Source organism: Thalassobaculum sp. (assembly GCF_965223715.1).
Lineage (GTDB): Bacteria > Pseudomonadota > Alphaproteobacteria > Thalassobaculales > Thalassobaculaceae > Thalassobaculum.
This window is the reverse complement of the sequence record NZ_OZ245012.1, coordinates 4,859,847-4,876,405: the sequence shown is the minus strand read 5'-3', so window position 1 is coordinate 4,876,405 and position 16,559 is coordinate 4,859,847. Positions and strand designations below refer to the sequence as shown.

Genomic DNA, 16,559 nt, shown 5'->3' with positions numbered 1-16,559 from the left:
GCGACGCGGTCGATGACGAAAGGGTCAATGTCTAACTCCGTTCCACATTACGGCCGCGCGCCGGGACACCGAATTCGCGGTGACAGATCTCGGCGAGCCGGGCCATTCCTTCCCTGATCGTCTCCGCCGGCGGGTGGGCGAAGCAGATGCGGATGCGACGCTTACCGGATTCCGGGTCGGCCGACCACTCCGCTCCGGGATTTACCGCAACTCCCTCGGCCGCCGCCACCTGGGCGAGACGGGTGGTGTCGACCTCCGCCGGCAGGGTGACCCAAAGGAAGATACCACCGGTCGGGCGGGTGAATTCCGCCGCCGTGCCGAACTCGGCCTCGAGCGCCTCCACCAGGGCGTCGGCCTTACCCTTCAGCACCTGGTTCAGGTTGGCCACATGGGCATCGAAGTCCTTGGCGAACTCGGCCAGCAGCATCTGCTCGACGGCACCGGTGCCGCCGTCGGACTTCTGCGCCAGGATCCGGCTCAGCAGCGGCCAGTCGGCGACCACGTATCCCACGCGAAGCGCGGGGGCGATCGACTTGGAGAAGGAGCCGCAATAGACCACCCGGCCGCTGTCATCGAGCGCCCGGATCGCCGGCGGCCGCTTCTCCGCATAAGGCCCGTCGAAGATCAGGTCGCAGTAGCAGTCGTCCTCGAAGATTGCGATGCCATGCTGCTCGGCGAGCTTCAGCATCTCGCGCCGGCGCTCCATCGACAGCACGGTTCCCGTGGGGTTCTGCACCGTTGGAATGGTGTAGATGAACTTCACCCGCTTGCCGGCGGCCTTGAGGCTGTCCAGCGTCTGCGCCAGGGCGTCCATGCGCATGCCGTCATCATCGACCGGCACGCCGACCCAGTCGACGCCGAGCTTCTTCAGCTTGGTCATCGCGCCGCCGTAGCAGGCCTCCTCGATGATCACGGTGTCGCCCGGCTCCAGGAAGGCGCTGTTCACCAGGTCCATGGCCTGCAATGAGCCACCGGTGATCATCACCTCGTCCGGGTCGGTCTTCATCCCGGCCCGGCGCTCCAGGATCTTCGCCACCGCCTCGCGCAGGGGCCGATAGCCCTGCGGCCCGCTCTGCATCCCATAGGTCGCCAGGGTGTTGCCTTCGCGCAGCAGCGCCCGGCTGACGGCGTCGGCCAGGACCTGAACCGGGATGCTGTCCCCGTCATTATGGCCGCCGACGAAGTTGTAGGCCGGGAAGCCGCCGAACTTGCCGGCGGCGGGGGGCAGCTTTGGGTTCAGCAGCGGGGCGAAATCGAAAGGCATCGGGTTTCCTCCGGACACGTCTCTTGGAGAGCGTTCTTGATTACTTGTTGGTGAAGCTGCCGCCGCGCGAGCCCTGGCCGCCGTCGACCGTGACCACCTGGCCGCTGAAATACGTGGCGCGGTCGCTGACCAGGAAGGCGACGGTGTCGGCGACCTCGGCCACAGTGGCCGCGCGCTGCATCGGCATACCGGACATGTAGCTCTGCCAGTTGTCCTCGTTGCCGCCGTCCTGCGCGGCGCGGGTCTTCAGCAGCCCGATCAGCCGCTCGGTCTGTACCGGGCCGGGGCTGACGGCGAAGACGCGGACGCCGAACTCCAGGCTCACACCGCCGATCGCCTTGGTGAAGGCATTGAGGCCCGCATTGCCGGTGGTGCCGGCGACGTAGTTGAAGTCGGTCTTGTCGGCGGCGAGCCCGGTGACGTTGCAGATCACCCCGTGGCCCCGCTGCTTCATGGCGGAAAAGAATTTCCGGGTCATGTTGATGTAGCCGAAGACCTTCAGCTCCCAGGCGTCGCGCCAGCGCTCCTCGACCATCGCCTCGATGTCGCCGGCCGGGATGGCGCCGGCGTTGTTCACCAGGATGTCCGGGATGCCGGCCGCCGCCAACTCGTCGATCACACCGGGCGCGGTGACGTCGCAGGCATGGACGCCGACGGTCACGCCATAGGCGTCGCGGATCTGGGCGGCGGCCTGCTCCAGCATGTCACCCGAGCGTGCGGCCAGGCGCAGATTGCAGCCTTCGGCCGCCAGGCTCTCGGCCACGCCGCGGCCGATCCCCTTCGACGCGCCGGTGATCAGTGCGGTCTTTCCCTTTACGCCCAGGTCCATGCAGGCCTCCCCGTCCGATTGCTTGTTGATTGGCCGGCAAGAATGGCAAAGCGCGGCGCCGCTGATAAGCGCCTATCCGAGATGGGCCTGTTCGATCTTCGCGGCCGACCAAACGGCGACGGTATTGCGGCGGCTGGTGCCATCATGCAGACCTCTTGTCGCGTCCTACTCCGCCTCCGGCCTCAACAACCGAGCGAAAGGCCCGCCATGCGCCGAACCCCGCTGTCCCTGATCGCCGCCCTGACCGTTCTCGCCGCCCCGGCAGTCGCCGAGAGCCGGATCGTCTGCACCCTGATCGAGGAAGCCGTCGGACCGGCGGCGGAGGCTCCGCGCAACCTGGTACGGGAGGGAGACTGCGACGAACGCTATTCGCCCGCCTCCACCTTCAAGATCGCCATCAGCCTGATGGGTTTCGATGCGGGTATCCTGACCACCGCGACCGACCCGGTGATGCCGTTCCGCGACGGCTATGTGGACTGGCGCGAGGCGTGGAAGCAGCCGGCCGATCCGACCCGCTGGATGAAGGAATCGGTCGTCTGGTATTCCCAGCAGGTGACCGCCCGTCTGGGGGTGGAGCGGTTCGCGGAGTATGTGGAAGCCTTCGACTACGGCAACAAGAACCTCGCCGGCACGAAGGGCGAGGGCAGCGGCCTGACCACGGCCTGGCTCAGCTCGTCCCTGGCGATCTCCCCGGCCGAGCAGGTGGCGTTCCTGCAGCGGATGCTGGGCAGCGAGCTGCCGGTCTCCGAGACGGCGATCGAGAATACGGTGGCGATCCTGGATTACGGAGTGCGCCCGGGCGGCTGGCGGGTCCACGGCAAGACCGGCACGGGCCTGCCCCGGGAGGAGAACGGCAGCCTGATGTGGGGCCAGCCCTTCGGCTGGTTCGTCGGCTGGGCCGAGCGCGACGGCCGAACGGTGGTCTTCGCCCGGTTGGTGCAGGAGAGCGAGCCTCCAGAACAACCGGCGGGCCCGAAGACGCGGGACGGGTTGTTCGCGGAGTATTTCGACCGGGCGGACGGGGTGCCGGAGTGAGGGGGCGGTGGCGGTGGTGCTCCCACTCCCTCTCCCTTCACTCCCCGGATTTATTCCGGGGTCCACGGTTCAGCGTGACCTGGATTGGACCGTGCGAACCCATTCGTGGGCCCCGGAATAAATCCGGGGAGTGACGGTGGGTCGCAGGTTGGGGAATCCGAAGCCCTACTCCCGCGTCTCCGCGTAGCGCCGGGAGAAGTTGTCGACCAGTTCCACCGCCAGGGTTCCGATCGCCTCGTCGAGCACGTGGCGGGAGACGAGCAGACGTTCCTGGTCGTACAGGCTGGTGACGCGGAAGCTGCGGTCCTCCGAGACCTCGAAGGAACTCACCCGCACCTGCAGCACCCCCACGCAGGACAGCCGCTTGCGGTAATGGCCCGTGGCCGAGGGATGGCCAATGGCATAGAGTACCAGATTGATCGGCGCCTGCTCCTCAACCGCGATGCCGTAGCGGGTCAGCGTGCGGGAGATATGGTCGATCGTCCCGTCCCGGTCGGCCCAGCAGCCGCCGCTGACATTGTCCTCCACGGCGATGGAGAGCGACAGCTTGTCCTTCGGCGCCCCGAACCACAGGAAGTCCGCAGCCGCCTCGCGGGCGGCGAGGCCGATGGTCAGAAGCGACACCGCCGCGAGGAGCGCCGCCAGGATGTGAACCATGCGCATGCCGTCAGGTCCCTCCTGCCGGTGGCCTCTGTTCTCCCGTCACCCTGGCGGAAAGTGTACCCGACGTGCGGCCCCCTCTCCAGAGGCCGCGGTCAGAACTTGTTGAACTTCAGATACGCCTCCTCCGGGTCCATGCCGTCGAGGATCGCCTTGCGCATGTCGCCCTCGGTGGAGACCACCTTTTCGGTTTCGGCCACCACCTCCTCAGCGATCTCGCCCGGGATGATCACCACCCCGTCCCGGTCGCCGATCAGCCAGTCGCCGGAGCTCACCGTCACCGTGCCGATGGTGACCGGCTCGCCGAGCGCGTCGTAGGTCCAGCGCTCCACGATGTCCGCCGGCGTGTTGAGCTCGCAGAACACGGGAAAACCCATGTCGAGGATGAAGTCGGTGTCCCGGCAGTGGCCGTCCACCACATAGCCGCGGGTATCCTTCACCGTCAGCGCCTGGGCCGACAGCTCGCCCATCAGCGCCACCGCCTTGGTGTTCGGCTGGCACACCAGTACCTTGCCGCCCGGCACCCGCGACAGCACGCGAGACCAGCGCAGCAGGGTCTCGTGCCGGCTGAGCGTCTGATCGATATGGCCGGAGATGGTATAGATCTCGCCCGCCACCCGTTTGGTCGGATCGAGCGCCCGGATGGTCGGCGGCAGCACCTGGTTGCCGTAGCCCATCACCCGCAGCACGTCGTGGACGGCGCTGGCGTAACAGCCGAGCAGCCGATCGGCGAGATCCGCCATCTTCCTCTCCCTCGCACAGGCGGCTTTCGGTCCGCCATTGGTTGTCTTTAGAGTAGCCGCGTCGAACAACGCGAACAGGAGTGTGGCGCATGGAGTCGAGCGACGTCAAAACCGCAGAGGACGTGCTGGCGCTGGTGGACGAGCGGGCGCTGACCCATGTGAAGGTCGGCGTGTTCGACATCGACGGCATCTTCCGCGCGAAATGGATGGCGCGCGACAAGTTCGCCAGCGCGTTGAAGGGCGGCTTCGGCTTCTGCGACGTGGTGCTCGGCTGGGACAGCAACGACCAGCTCTACGAGGACCCGGCGGTCGACGTCACCGGCTGGCATACCGGCTATCCCGATGCCGAGGTCCGGCTGCTGCCCGACACCGCCCGCGACGTGGCCTTCGAGCCGGACATGGTCATGGTGCTGGGCGAGTTCGCCGGCAAGTGGGAGGCGGTCTGCCCGCGCGGCACCCTGCGCCGGGTGCTGAAGAAGGCGGACGACATGGGCTTCGCCGTCAAGGCGGCGGCCGAGTACGAGTTCTTCCTGTTCGACGAGACCCCCCATTCGGTGCGCGAGAAGGGCTACCGGAACCTGAAGCCGCTGACCCCGGGCTTCTTCGGCTATTCCGGCATTCGGTCGTCGGTGCATGCCGACCTGCACCTCATGTTCCTGGAGATGTGCGAGCTGATGGACTTCCCCGTGGAGGGGCTGCACACCGAGACCGGGCCGGGGGTGATGGAGGCCGCGATCAAGGTGGACGACGCCCTGGTCGCCGCCGACCGGGCCGCGCTGTTCAAGACCTTCACCAAGGTGTTCTTCCAGCGCCACGACATCATGGCCAGCTTCATGGCAAAGTGGTCGATGGACTATCCGGGCCAGTCCGGTCACATCCACACCTCCTTGACGACCAAGGACGGCACGCCGGTCTTCCACGACCCCAAGGGCGCCCACAGCATGTCCGACACCATGCGCTGGTTCGTCGGCGGCCAGCAGGCACTTATGCCCGAACTGCTGTCGATGACCGCGTCGACGGTGAATTCCTACACCCGCCTGATCCCCGGCTTCTGGGCGCCGACCCACGCCAACTGGGCGGCCGACAACCGCACCACCTCGCTGCGGGTGATCGAGGGCTCGGCGAAGTCCCAGCGGGTGGAGTACCGGGTGGCGGCGGCCGACGCGAACCCGTACCTGGCGATGGCGGCGGCGATCGGCTCCGGCCTGTGGGGCATCGAGAACAAGGTGGAGCCGGGCGAGGGCGTTGTCGGCAACGCCTATGCCAAGAAGTTCCCAGCCAAGGCGGCCCTGCCCGGCTCGCTGGGCGAGGCGGCGGCGCGGCTGAAGCGCTCCAAGGCCGCGCGGGAGCTGTTCGGTGACGGTTTCGTCGACCACTTCTCCGCCAGCCGGATCTGGGAGGAGCGGGAGTACCGGCGCCATGTGACCGACTGGGAACTGGCGCGGTATTTCGAGATTATTTGAGGCGGGGTGGCCGTTCTACACGCCCGCCCGTCAGAACCTCTCACCATTCCGTCATCCCGGCGAACCCCGGGCTTGACCCGGGGATCGGCCGGGACCCAGACCGCACGAACGCTAGGTCCCGGCCCGCCCCCGGATCAGGTCCGGGTGCGTTCGGGATGACGTAGAATTTAAGTGCTGGTTATCACCCCAGCGCCTTCATCAGCCGCTTGGCGAAGCCGTCCAGGGACGCCTTGTCGATCCAGCGCAACACGCAGACAAGATCGTGCGCCGGGTCTATCCAGATCACGTTGGAGCCCACACCCATGGCGAAGTAGCTGGTTCGCGGGGCGCTCGGCACGTGGCGGCCGTCGCCATTCAGCCACCACAGATACCCATAGCTCGGGTTGAGCTCGCAAGGCGTGGTGCAGGCGTCGATCCAGTCCGGCGAGAGCAGCGGCACCCCGCCCCACATGCCCCGGCGCTGCATCAGCAGGCCGACCCGGGCGTGGTCGCGGGCGGAGATGAACAGGCCGCCGCCCCAATGGGCGCCGCCGGAGACCGACTGCATGGGCTGGCCGTCGACCTCGACCCAGGAGTTGATGTAGCCGTTCCAGCTCCAGGTGTCTGACGCGCCGATCGGATCCATGATCCGGGTCTTCAGCACCTTGGGCAGCGGCGTCTTGTGGACCCGTAGCAGCGACAGGGACAGGCGGTTCACCCGCACGTCGTTGTATTCCCAGAACCCGCCGGGGGCCGCCAGGTCGCGGTGGGTGCCCTTCTTCGACGGGGTGCCCGGCGGCAGGGAGAGGTCGCGGTTGCGGTCCACCAGGTCGGGCTTGGAGAACAGGGTGCCCTCCCACTCCGAGGTGTTCTGCAGGAAGTGCTTCCAGGTGCAGGACTTGTTCTGGGCGGCGTCGAAGCCGCCATCATCGACCAGCGCGCCGACCGGATCGTTGACGTCGCCGATCAGCCCGTCATCGACCGCCAGGCCGGCCATGATCGAGAGGTAGGACTTGGTCACCGAGAAGGTGATGTCAGCGCGGTCGGTCGGGCCCCATTCGGCCAGGATCCTGCCGCCCTTCAACACCAGGCCGGCCGCCGGGCCGCGCGGGGCGGTCGGGCCGATGATGTCGCCCAACGGCGGGGGCTCGGAGAAGTGACCGCCCTCCAGCGCCTTGGCGATGTCGCGGTTCATCTTCGACTCGTGGTCGATGGCGAACGTCACGGCCTCCTGCAGCGCGGCCGCATCGGCCCCCGCTTCGGCGGCCTCGATCCGGGCCCAGTCGTCGCCGGAGCCCGGCACGTAGTCGGTCATTCGATCTCTCCCCATGGGTTCGGCCGCGATGCTAGCGATCTTTGCCGCCGCGCCAAGCCATGGAATTGGAAGGCGACCGGACCATGAGGTGCCGGGAACCGGATCCCGGCCCGACCCCGGATCACGTCCGGGGTCGTCCGGGATGACGTTTAAAAAAATTACTTCCAGTGAACCCGTCATCCCGGCGAGCTCCGGGCTCGACCCGGAGGTCGGCCGGGACCCAGGACGCCGTTCTTAGGCGCCTGCCCTTCACCCACTCCCCGGGCTTGTTCCGGGGCCCACGTGAGGACGCGACCCTACCGATTGTGATAAGCCGCGAACATTGACGCTCGTCCGAGCGTGGGTCCCGGAACAAGTCCGCGGAGTGCATGATTGGGATGGGCGAGAGCGGTGCGCCCTACCGGGTCTCCGCCAGATACTTCACCGCCGCATCGACACCGCCCTCGCCATGCGGGATGCCCTGGCGCTTGAGCTGCATCTCCACCGTGGCGAGACAACCGAGGATCATCGGCTCGTTGAGGTCGCCCAGATGGCCGATGCGGAACACCTTGCCCGAGAGCCGCGATAGCCCGCCGCCAAGTGCCACGTTGGTCTCGGCCAGGACCTTGCCCCGGAAGGCGTCGGCGTCGAACCCGTCGGGCATGCGCACCGCCGTCACCGAGTTGGACAGCGCCGCCTCGTCGCGCCCGTAAAGAGTCGGCCCGTTGCCGCGGCCCCAGGCCTTCACCGCGCGGCGGGTCGCCTCGGCAAGCCGCGCGTGGCGGGCGAAGACATGGTCCAGCCCCTCCTCCAGCAGCATCTTCAGCCCCTCGCGCATGGCGAAGAACAGATGGCTCGGCGCGGTGCCGGCAAAGCGCAGCCGGCCGTTCTCCAGTGCCTTGATGCCGTCCCAGTCGAAATACTTGCGCGGCAGCGTGGCGGTCGCGCTCGCCGCCATCGCCTTCGCGCTCACCCCGGAGATCCCGAGCCCGACCGGCAGCATCAGCCCCTTCTGCGAGCCGGCCACGGCGACGTCCACCCCCCACTCGTCCATGCGGAAATCCATGGAGGCGAGCGAGGAGATGGTGTCGACCATGAACAGGGCCGGATGACCCGACGCCTTGATCGCCTTGCCGATGGCCTCGACGTCGTGGGTCAGGCCGGTGGAGGTCTCGTTATGGACGACGCAGACGGCCTTGATGGCATGCCCCTTGTCCTCGGCCAGCGCTTCGGCGACCCGGTCGGGATCGAAGGCCCGGTCCCAGTCATTCGCCAAGGTCACCACCTTGAGCCCCATGGCCTCGGCCATCTCGCCCCAGGATTCCGAGAACCGGCCGGTCTCGCACATGAGGATCGTGTCGCCCGGCGAGCAGGTATTGGTCATGGCCGCCTCCCACGAGCCGTGACCCGAGGAGGCATAGACCATGATCTCGCCCTCGGTCTTCAGGACCTTGGCGAGGTTGTTCTTGCACTCGACCTGCACCTCCCAGAATTCCGGGGTCATGAAGTCCAGGGCGGGACGGTGCATCGCCTGAAGCACCCGGTCCGGGATGTTGGTCGGACCGGGGATGTTCAGGAACTGGCGGCCGGGCTGTCGCGACATGCGTCTACTCCACTGTTAATCAACGCCTTCCACGAGGATGGCATTGGCCACGCTGCAGGACTGGCGCAGCTCCTTCGGGCCCTTGTATTCCTCGCTGTGGTACCAGGCCTTGGCCTGCTCGTAGCTCGGGAACTTCAGGGCGACCATGCGGCCGAGGGGCTCGGCCCCTTCCAGCTTCTCGAACTTGCCGCCGCGGACCAGATACTCGCCGCCATACTGGGCGATGGTGGCCGGCACCTGGGCGCGATAGGCCTCGAACGTCTCGGGGTCCTTCACATCGACCTGAACGATCACGTATCCGAAAGCCATGTCCTGTTCCTCCTCGCTGGGTTTCATGGTGGCGCATCCGCGGTGATCGCGCGCGCAAGACAATCTCATAGACCCATGAGCTGGATTTGTCCGTAGCCGAGCGGCACATGCTATCGTCGCGGGAGCGAAAGCTTCCTGCGGCAAGGATGGAGGGAGAGATGGCAAGTGAGGTCGGCGCGCCGGCCGGCGAGGGCGAAATCCTGCTGACGGTCATGCTGAAGCATCAGAAGGACAAGAACCTGGCCGAGATCAACGCCAAGCTCGACGCCGCCGGGTTCTGGAAGAAGTTTCCACCAGAGGGGATCGAGGTGGTGTCCTGGTACGTGATGATGGGCATCGGCCAGGTGGTGACCCTGAAGGTTCCCGGCCACCGCTTGCGCGAGGTGAACCTGGCGATCGAGCAGAGCGCGTGGGGCGGCTTCGACACGGAGTTCTATCCGACCTACGATTTCCGTCCCGTCTGGGAGGGGATCAAGGCGAAGCAGGGGTAGCGCCCGACTCCCTCCCGTCCACGTCATCCCGGGAGACCCCGTCCCGGATTTAATCCGGGATTGATCCGGGGGCTGCCCGGGACCACGCCCGAACACCGCCGCTCGGTCCCGGCCGGGTCCCGGATCACGTCCGGTCCCCGCCGGGATGACGACTAGGATTTGGGAGAAGGCAGCGCGATCATTCCGTCACCAGATTGGCCGCCAGGAAATCCTGGAAAGCATCCCAGGACTGGGTGTCGGCCACCTCGCGGTAGCGGTCGCTGTCGAACACCGTGAAGGCGTGCGGCGCGCCGGAATAGACCTGGATCTCGTACATCACACCGGCCTTCTCGAGCTCCTCCGACAGGGAAGCGACCTGGCTCATCGGGATCGCGGTGTCGGCACCGCCATGAGCGACCAGGATCGGCGCCGTGTCGGCCGGATAGCTCTGCCCTTCCGGCGTGGACAGCCCGCCATGGAACGTGGCGTAGCCGACCACATTGGCCGCCTTGCCAGACCGCGCCAGCTCCAGTGTCGCGGCACCTCCGAAGCAGTACCCCATCACCACCGTCTTGCCGTCGCGCTCCTTGCGCGCTTCCGCCAGGCCGCCCAGGATCAGGCTGCGCATGCGGTCGCGGTCCTGATAGAGCTTGCCGGTCTCGGCCTTCTTAGCACCGGTCTCCACCGGGCGGTTGCCCTTGCCGTAGAGGTCGACGGCGAAGGCATCGTAGCCGAGGTCGGCCAGCATGTCGGCGCGCTTCTCCTCGTAGGCGGTCAGCCCGTCCCAGTCGTGGATGATCAGCACAAGACCCTTGGACTCGCCACTGGCATCGGCCCGATAGCCGGTGAAGGTCTCACCGTTCACCGTGTAGTCCACGGTCTCTCCGGCGAGGGCGGAGACGGGAAGCAGGGCGGCGAGCGCCACAGTGGCCAGAAGTCGCATGGAATGGATCTCCCTGTAACGAGGTCGCTGAAACGGCTGGAACACTAGATGAGAGCCGCCTGCCGTTTCTCAAGCCGCCGGCACCGCTCCGGCGAAACGGCCGAAAAAAATCGCAGCCGCCAAAGGGGCTTACACTATTCCATCAGCGACGCTTCTTCCCTGAAATGTCGGTTTCACTACATTCAGGGTTTGGCCTGCGACGCGCATCGGTTAAGGTTCTGCTGCGCTGCAGCACGCGCAAATCCGAAAGTCCCAGCAACGACCCAGGAGGAATTTTCCCGTGAAACCGATCGAATCCGCCGAGGACATTTCCGAGCTCGCCTTCGGGTTCATGGCGTCCAAAGCGCTGTTCGCGGCCCTGCATGTGGACGTGTTCGGGGCGCTCTCGGACGGCCCGAAAACGATCAAGGACCTGTCGGTGGCGACGAAGGTGCCCGCGCAGCGCATGCAGACGCTGGTGACGGCCCTGGTCTCGGTCGGCCTGCTCACCCGCAATGACAGCAAGATCGCCAACGCGCCGGCCAGCGAGGCCTATCTGGTGCGCGAGAACACGAACTATTTCGGCGACTACCTGCGCTTCCAGATCGACCGGCAGATGTATCCGTTCATGGAGAACCTGGACAAGGTCCTGCTCGGCGACACCGACGACATCGAATATCCCGACTACGCGTCCTGGATGGCCGACCGCCACCATGCCGAGCTGTTCAGCCGTTCGCAGCATTCAGGGTCGCTCGGCCCGGGCGCGGTGCTGGCCAAGCGCCTGCTGAAGGAGGGTGCGGTCTCCGAGGATGTCGGCTCGATGCTTGATGTCGGCGGCGGCTCCGGCGCCTTCTCCATCATGTTCTGCAAGCGCTTCCCGAAGCTGCACGCCACGGTGCTCGACTTCCCCAACGTGATCGAGGTCGGCAAGGCCTTCGTCGCCGAGGAGGAGATGTCGGACCGGATCGACTTCGTCGCCGGCGACGGCACCAACGCCAACTGGCCGAACGACCAGGACATCGTGCTGATGAGCTACCTGTTCTCCGGCGTGCCGGAGGAGGCGATCGACAAGCTCTGCGCCGACGCGTTCCGAGTGCTGAAGCCGGGCGGGCTGATCGCGATCCACGACTTCATGGTGAGCGACGACCGCAAGGGCCCGGCGCTCGCCGCCCTCTGGCAGCTCCAACACATGGTCTATACGCCGGATGGCGTGGGCATGACGCCGGGCTTCGTGGAGAAGCACCTCAAGAAGGCCGGATTCGAGATCGAGATCGACGACGACCTCATCCCCGGCATGACCCGCGTGATGACGGCACGGAAGTCGGGCTGACCCTTCGACACGCCCCCGTCCCGGATTAAGTCCGGGACGGGGGCTGCTCAGGGCGAGGTCATTCTCTAAAAAATCCCCGTCATCCCGGTGACCCCGGACCTGATCCGGGGCCGGGCTTGACCCGGAGATCGGCCGGGACCGAGCTCCAGCATCTGCACCAGGGTCCCGGCCCGCCCCCGGATCAATCCCGGATTAAATCCGGGACGGGGTCGTCCGGGATGACGGAGATGGAGACTGCTTGAAACTTACGGAATCCGCTCGACCCGCAACACGTTGGTGGAACCCGGCTTGCCCATGGGCACGCCGGCGGTGATCACCACCTTGTCTCCGGTTCCCGCGAAGCCCTCGCTCTTGGCCACCTCTGTGGCGCGCTGGACGATGGCGGAGAACCGCTCCTCCTGGGCGATGGCGACCGCGTGCACGCCCCAGGCCATGGCCAGGCGCCGGGCCGTCTTCATCGACGACGTGATGCACAGGATCGGCACTGTCGGCCGCTCGCGCGAGGCGCGGATCGTGGTCGAGCCGGAGGTGGTGTAGGTGACGATGCAGCCCGCATCGATCGCCTCGGCCACCTCGCGGGCGGCCAGGGTCATGGCGTCGGACACGGTGCGGTCGGGCACCGGCTGGTCCACATGGGCAGCGGCCAGATAGTAGTCGTCGCTCTCCACCGTGCGGATGATCTGGTTCATCATCGTCACGGCCTCCATCGGATACTTGCCCGCCGCCGTCTCAGCCGAGAGCATGACCGCGTCGGCATTGTCGTAGACCGCCGTCGCCACATCCGAGGCCTCGGCCCGGGTCGGGGACGGGGCGTTGACCATGCTGTCCAGCATCTGGGTGGCGACGATCACCGGCTTGCCGAGCGAGCGGCACAGCCGGACGATGCGCTTCTGGATCGGCGGCACCTTCTCCGGCGGCAGCTCCACGCCCAGATCGCCGCGCGCGACCATCACCGCATCGGAGATCTCGACGATCTGGTCGAGCTGTTCGATGGCGGCCGGCTTCTCCAGCTTGACCAGCACCGCGGCCCGGCCGGCGATCAGCTTGCGCGCCTCGGCCACGTCCTCCGGCCGCTGCACGAAGGACAGGGCGATCCAGTCGGCCCCCATGTCCAACGCGAAGCGCATGTCGTCCTGGTCCTTCGGCGTCAGCGCCGAGAGCGGCACCACCACGCCCGGCACGTTGACGCCCTTGCGGTCGGACAGCGGCCCGCCGGTGACCACCTCGGTCTCGGCCGACTTGCCGTCGCATTTCAGCACCCGCAGCCGCACCTTGCCGTCGTCCAGCAGCAGGTCGGTGCCCTCCTCCAGGGCGGCGAAGATCTCCGGATGGGGCAGGGTCACCCGCTTGGCGTTCCCCGGCCCGTCCTTCAGTTCCAGGCGGAACTTGTCGCCGGTCTTCAGCTCGATCGGGCCGTCGGGGAAGGTGCCGATGCGCAGCTTCGGGCCCTGCAGGTCAGCCATGATGGCGATCGGCCGGCCCGATTCCGCCTCCAGCGCGCGCACGATATCGCAGCGCTTCTGGTGGTCCTCGTGACTGCCGTGGGAGAAGTTAAAGCGGAAGACATCCACCCCTGCCTCGAACAGGTGGCGGATCATGTCGGCGTCGGAACTGGCGGGTCCCAGCGTCGCGACGATCTTGGTGCTTCTGAAGCGTCTCATGGGCAAAGACATCGCATGATTTTATGACGAACGTAAGCATAACGACGCCGCCCCGGCCGGTGCAAAGGACGATCAACGCGGGTCTTTCCAGGCCGTTGCCCATCCAATAGTCTGCTAGGCAACCAATAAGCCGGAGGATCCTATGAGCCCGAACAATGGCGTGGCGGGGGAAGGCCCGGCTCGCTCCCTGGCGCTGCTTGCCTATCTCGCGGCCTTCGCGGGGGTGTGCGGCCACGCCTCGAGCGAGTTCGTCGTCAAGCTGACCCAGCTCCAGGGGGCGGAAGTCACCGTCTGGCGCTTCATGCTGGGCGGCGCGGCGCTGGTGCTGGTCTCGCTGGCCCGGCCGCAGACCCGCGACCTGTTCACGCCGCTGCGCGAGAATTTCCTGCCGGTGGTGGGGCTGTCGATCTTCGGCATGGCCTTCGCCCAGTTCCTGTTCCACTGGGCGCTCGACTACGCCAGCGTGGTGCAGGTGGCGACCATGGTGACCACCATGCCGATCTTCGTGGTCTTCGTGCTGCGGATCATCGACGGCACCAAGATCACCGCGCCCAAGCTGGTCAGCGGCATCGGCGCCTTTCTGGGCTGCCTGTTCCTGCTGACCGACGGCGTGCTGGACCGGCTGGACGGCGGCGAGAGCTCCCTGCCCGGCATCCTTCTCGCGGTCGGCTGCGCGATCGTCGGCGCCTTCTACCTCGTGCTGGTCCGCCCGCTGATCAAGGAATACGGCGCCATCCGGATGACCACCTACACCTTCGCGCTGGGTGCCGTGGCCATGTGGTTCGTCGCCGGCTTCCTGTGGGGCATCTGGGTCGATCCGACCACCCTGTTCGACCGCCCGGGCGACCAGGCGGCCGCCCTGATCACCCTCGGTGTGTGGAACACCTGCATCGGGTTCATCCTGTGGCTCTGGGGCCTCGGCAACGTCCCCGATCCGGCACGCGGCAACTACCTGTTCTTCCTGAAGCCGGTGATCGCCGCCTTCCTGGCCTTTTTCATCCTGGGCGACACCATCACGATCCCGCAGCTCCTCGCCATCCTGGCGATCACCGGCTTCGTGCTGGGCGAGATGTTCTACGACGACATCCGCGGCGCCCTCGGCCTGCGCAAACCGGAGGACGCCACCGAGCGCTGACCGGCTTGTCCTCCGCCCGCCACCGCGCCACTGTGCGCGGCACAAGGCACACGGAGGACCAGATGCCCGCTCAAGAAATCGTCATCGCCGGTGGCAAGCGCACGCCCTTCGGCGACTTCGGCAAGTCGCTGAAGGACATTCCGCTGTCGACCCTCGCCACCCATGCGGCGAAGGCTTGCGTCGAGGCGGCCGGCCTCAGCCCGGAGAAGATCGACCACGCGGTCTGGGGCAACGTGCTGCCGGTGGACCCGGACGGCTACTATGTCGGCCGGGTCGCCGCGCTGAAGATCGGCATGCCGGACTCGAGCTGCGCGCTCGGCGTGAACCGGGCATGCGGCTCGGGCACCCAGGCGATCCTGACCGCCGCCCAGCAGATCATGTCCGGCCACTCGTCGATCGCCATCGCCGGCGGCGGCGAGAATTTCTCGCGCGGATCCTACGCCCAGACCGGCATGCGCTGGGGCGTGACCCGCGGCCAGCAGACCCTGGAGGACACGGTCGAGTGGGCCTATTCAGACCCCTTCGGCCATGGCCTCATGGGTGCCACGGCGGAGAACCTGGCCGAGGACTTCCAGTACCGGCGCGAGGACATGGACGCCTGGGGCGTGATGTCCCAGCAGCGGGCGGGTGCGGCCATGGAGAGCGGTTTCCTCGCCAGGCAGATCGCCCCGATCGAGGTGCCGGAGGGCCGCAAAGGAACAAGGCTGATGGAGATGGACGAATTCCCGCGCCCCTCGGTCACGGTGGACAAGCTCGGCACCCTCAAGCCGGTGTTCCGCAAGGGCGGGCAGGTGACGCCGGGCAACTCGTCGGGCGTGACCGACGGGGCCGCCTGGGTCGTCGTCGGCGACCGCGCCAAGCTCGAGGCGGAAGGGGTGACGCCGCGCGCCAGGCTGGTCGACTGGGCCATCGTCGGCGTCCCGCCCCGGATCATGGGCTGCGGTCCGGTCCCTGCCATCCGCGCCCTGTGGGAGAAGCGCGGCCTGAAAGCTTCCGACATCGACTACTACGAGATCAACGAGGCCTTCGCGGTGGTGAACCTGCACGCCGAGAAGGAGTTGGGCGTGCCCCGGGACGTCACCAACCTCTATGGTGGCGGCATCTCCATCGGCCACCCGCCGGGGGCGACGGGCGTGCGCATGGCGCTGGTGGCCATGCAGCACCTGGAGGATACCGGGCAGCGCTATGCTATCCTGTCAATGTGCATGGGTGCCGGCCAGGGGATGGCCGTTCTGCTTGAACGGATCTGACGTGATCGGCTCGGGCGCCCGGCACCCGAGCCGCCCTTCCGGCACAGGAGGCAGTGATCGCGGGGCCCCCGCACGCCAATGACGCGGAGCAATCGCGCGTACCGGACCTGATCCCAGGACCGATATCCCCGGAGGATCTCGGGCAGGACGATATCGGCCGGTTCGGTCGCTATTGGCTGTCGCTGTACGACGCGACCGGCGGGGTGCCGGACCGGGCGGAATTCGACCCGACACGGATCCCATCCCTGCTGGCCAACATCATCGTGGTCGAGCATCTGGGCGGCGACGAGTTCCGCTACCGGCTGCTCGGCACCGGCGTCGATATCTTCACCCGGCGTTCCTATACCGGCCTGAAAACCTCGGAGATCGACGGTCACGGGCCGGGGAACCGGATCCACACCCTCTACATGGAAACCTTGCGCCAGGGCGGCATGATCGGCTGCGCCCTGCCCTATGTCGGCCGCAGCAGCATCTGCAAGTCCGTCCGCCAGATCGCCGTCCCGTTCCGCACGGCGAATGGCGGCGGGCAGGTCATCTCGCTGATCGAGTTCGACCTGATCTCCGGTATCGAGACCAAGCGCCTGCCGCAGGCGCGCCGCTGGGTGCTGTAGG

At 67.0% G+C, this 16,559-nt stretch carries 16 protein-coding genes; 7 read left to right on the top strand and 9 right to left on the bottom strand.

Going from position 1 to position 16,559, the window contains the following annotated elements:
• Positions 1 to 31: 31 nt before the first annotated feature.
• Together ACOQOP_RS22600 and ACOQOP_RS22595 are read right to left on the bottom strand one after the other, a co-directional pair.
• Positions 32 to 1,264, bottom strand: coding sequence for a PLP-dependent aminotransferase family protein (locus ACOQOP_RS22600; protein ID WP_420564078.1), 1,233 nt, complete (start codon positions 1,262 to 1,264; stop codon positions 32 to 34).
• A 40-nt stretch (positions 1,265 to 1,304) separates the two neighbouring features.
• Positions 1,305 to 2,093, bottom strand: coding sequence for a short-chain dehydrogenase/reductase (locus ACOQOP_RS22595; protein ID WP_420564077.1), 789 nt, complete (start codon positions 2,091 to 2,093; stop codon positions 1,305 to 1,307).
• A 207-nt stretch (positions 2,094 to 2,300) separates the two neighbouring features.
• On the opposite strand from ACOQOP_RS22595, the gene blaOXA reads away from it, so the two are divergent.
• Entirely contained in the window at positions 2,301 to 3,128 is an 828-nt protein-coding gene (gene blaOXA / locus ACOQOP_RS22590; RefSeq protein WP_420564076.1) for a class D beta-lactamase, read from the top strand.
• 165 nt (positions 3,129 to 3,293) lie between these two features.
• Here the strand turns inward: blaOXA and ACOQOP_RS22585 are convergent, their stop codons facing one another.
• On the bottom strand, positions 3,294 to 3,791 hold the full coding sequence (locus ACOQOP_RS22585) for a hypothetical protein (protein WP_420564075.1): 498 nt from the start codon (positions 3,789 to 3,791) through the stop codon (positions 3,294 to 3,296).
• A 92-nt stretch (positions 3,792 to 3,883) separates the two neighbouring features.
• Positions 3,884 to 4,531: an RraA family protein gene (locus tag ACOQOP_RS22580; protein WP_420564074.1), complete on the bottom strand. Its 648-nt coding sequence runs from the start codon at positions 4,529 to 4,531 to the stop codon at positions 3,884 to 3,886.
• Positions 4,532 to 4,620: 89 nt separating this feature from the next.
• Between ACOQOP_RS22580 and ACOQOP_RS22575 the strand changes: the two genes are divergently transcribed.
• Positions 4,621 to 5,994 (top strand): glutamine synthetase family protein, encoded by a 1,374-nt coding sequence (locus tag ACOQOP_RS22575; protein WP_420564073.1) that lies wholly within the window; start codon positions 4,621 to 4,623, stop codon positions 5,992 to 5,994.
• Between the two features lie 181 nt (positions 5,995 to 6,175).
• Here the strand turns inward: ACOQOP_RS22575 and ACOQOP_RS22570 are convergent, their stop codons facing one another.
• The 3 genes from ACOQOP_RS22570 to ACOQOP_RS22560 form a co-directional block, all read right to left on the bottom strand.
• Positions 6,176 to 7,288, bottom strand: a complete 1,113-nt coding sequence (locus tag ACOQOP_RS22570; RefSeq protein ID WP_420564072.1) for a serine hydrolase domain-containing protein — start codon at positions 7,286 to 7,288, stop codon at positions 6,176 to 6,178.
• A gap of 397 nt (positions 7,289 to 7,685) precedes the next feature.
• Positions 7,686 to 8,870 (bottom strand): pyridoxal-phosphate-dependent aminotransferase family protein, encoded by a 1,185-nt coding sequence (locus ACOQOP_RS22565; RefSeq protein WP_420564071.1) that lies wholly within the window; start codon positions 8,868 to 8,870, stop codon positions 7,686 to 7,688.
• Between the two features lie 15 nt (positions 8,871 to 8,885).
• Positions 8,886 to 9,206: a DUF1330 domain-containing protein gene (locus ACOQOP_RS22560; RefSeq protein ID WP_420564070.1), complete on the bottom strand. Its 321-nt coding sequence runs from the start codon at positions 9,204 to 9,206 to the stop codon at positions 8,886 to 8,888.
• Between the two features lie 131 nt (positions 9,207 to 9,337).
• Here ACOQOP_RS22560 and ACOQOP_RS22555 point away from each other — a divergent pair, with 131 nt between their 5' ends.
• Positions 9,338 to 9,670, top strand: coding sequence for a hypothetical protein (locus tag ACOQOP_RS22555; RefSeq protein WP_420564069.1), 333 nt, complete (start codon positions 9,338 to 9,340; stop codon positions 9,668 to 9,670).
• Positions 9,671 to 9,848: 178 nt separating this feature from the next.
• Here ACOQOP_RS22555 and ACOQOP_RS22550 read toward each other — a convergent pair whose 3' ends face one another.
• On the bottom strand, positions 9,849 to 10,592 hold the full coding sequence (locus ACOQOP_RS22550) for a dienelactone hydrolase family protein (RefSeq protein WP_420564068.1): 744 nt from the start codon (positions 10,590 to 10,592) through the stop codon (positions 9,849 to 9,851).
• 280 nt (positions 10,593 to 10,872) lie between these two features.
• Between ACOQOP_RS22550 and ACOQOP_RS22545 the strand changes: the two genes are divergently transcribed.
• The gene (locus tag ACOQOP_RS22545; protein ID WP_420564067.1) at positions 10,873 to 11,901 is read left to right on the top strand and encodes a class I SAM-dependent methyltransferase; all 1,029 of its coding nucleotides are present in this window, start codon (positions 10,873 to 10,875) and stop codon (positions 11,899 to 11,901) included.
• Positions 11,902 to 12,146: 245 nt separating this feature from the next.
• On the opposite strand, the gene pyk is transcribed toward ACOQOP_RS22545, so the two are convergent.
• The gene (gene pyk, locus ACOQOP_RS22540; RefSeq protein ID WP_420564066.1) at positions 12,147 to 13,562 is read right to left on the bottom strand and encodes a pyruvate kinase; all 1,416 of its coding nucleotides are present in this window, start codon (positions 13,560 to 13,562) and stop codon (positions 12,147 to 12,149) included.
• 142 nt (positions 13,563 to 13,704) lie between these two features.
• Between pyk and ACOQOP_RS22535 the strand changes: the two genes are divergently transcribed.
• The 3 genes from ACOQOP_RS22535 to ACOQOP_RS22525 all read left to right on the top strand — a co-directional run bounded on the left by ACOQOP_RS22535 (position 13,705) and on the right by ACOQOP_RS22525 (position 16,558).
• On the top strand, positions 13,705 to 14,697 hold the full coding sequence (locus tag ACOQOP_RS22535) for a DMT family transporter (protein WP_420564065.1): 993 nt from the start codon (positions 13,705 to 13,707) through the stop codon (positions 14,695 to 14,697).
• A 62-nt stretch (positions 14,698 to 14,759) separates the two neighbouring features.
• Positions 14,760 to 15,947 (top strand): thiolase family protein, encoded by a 1,188-nt coding sequence (locus ACOQOP_RS22530; protein ID WP_420564064.1) that lies wholly within the window; start codon positions 14,760 to 14,762, stop codon positions 15,945 to 15,947.
• A gap of 53 nt (positions 15,948 to 16,000) precedes the next feature.
• A complete protein-coding gene (locus ACOQOP_RS22525) occupies positions 16,001 to 16,558 on the top strand; it encodes a PAS domain-containing protein (protein WP_420564063.1) in 558 nt (185 codons plus the stop codon).
• Position 16,559: the final 1 nt, after the last annotated feature.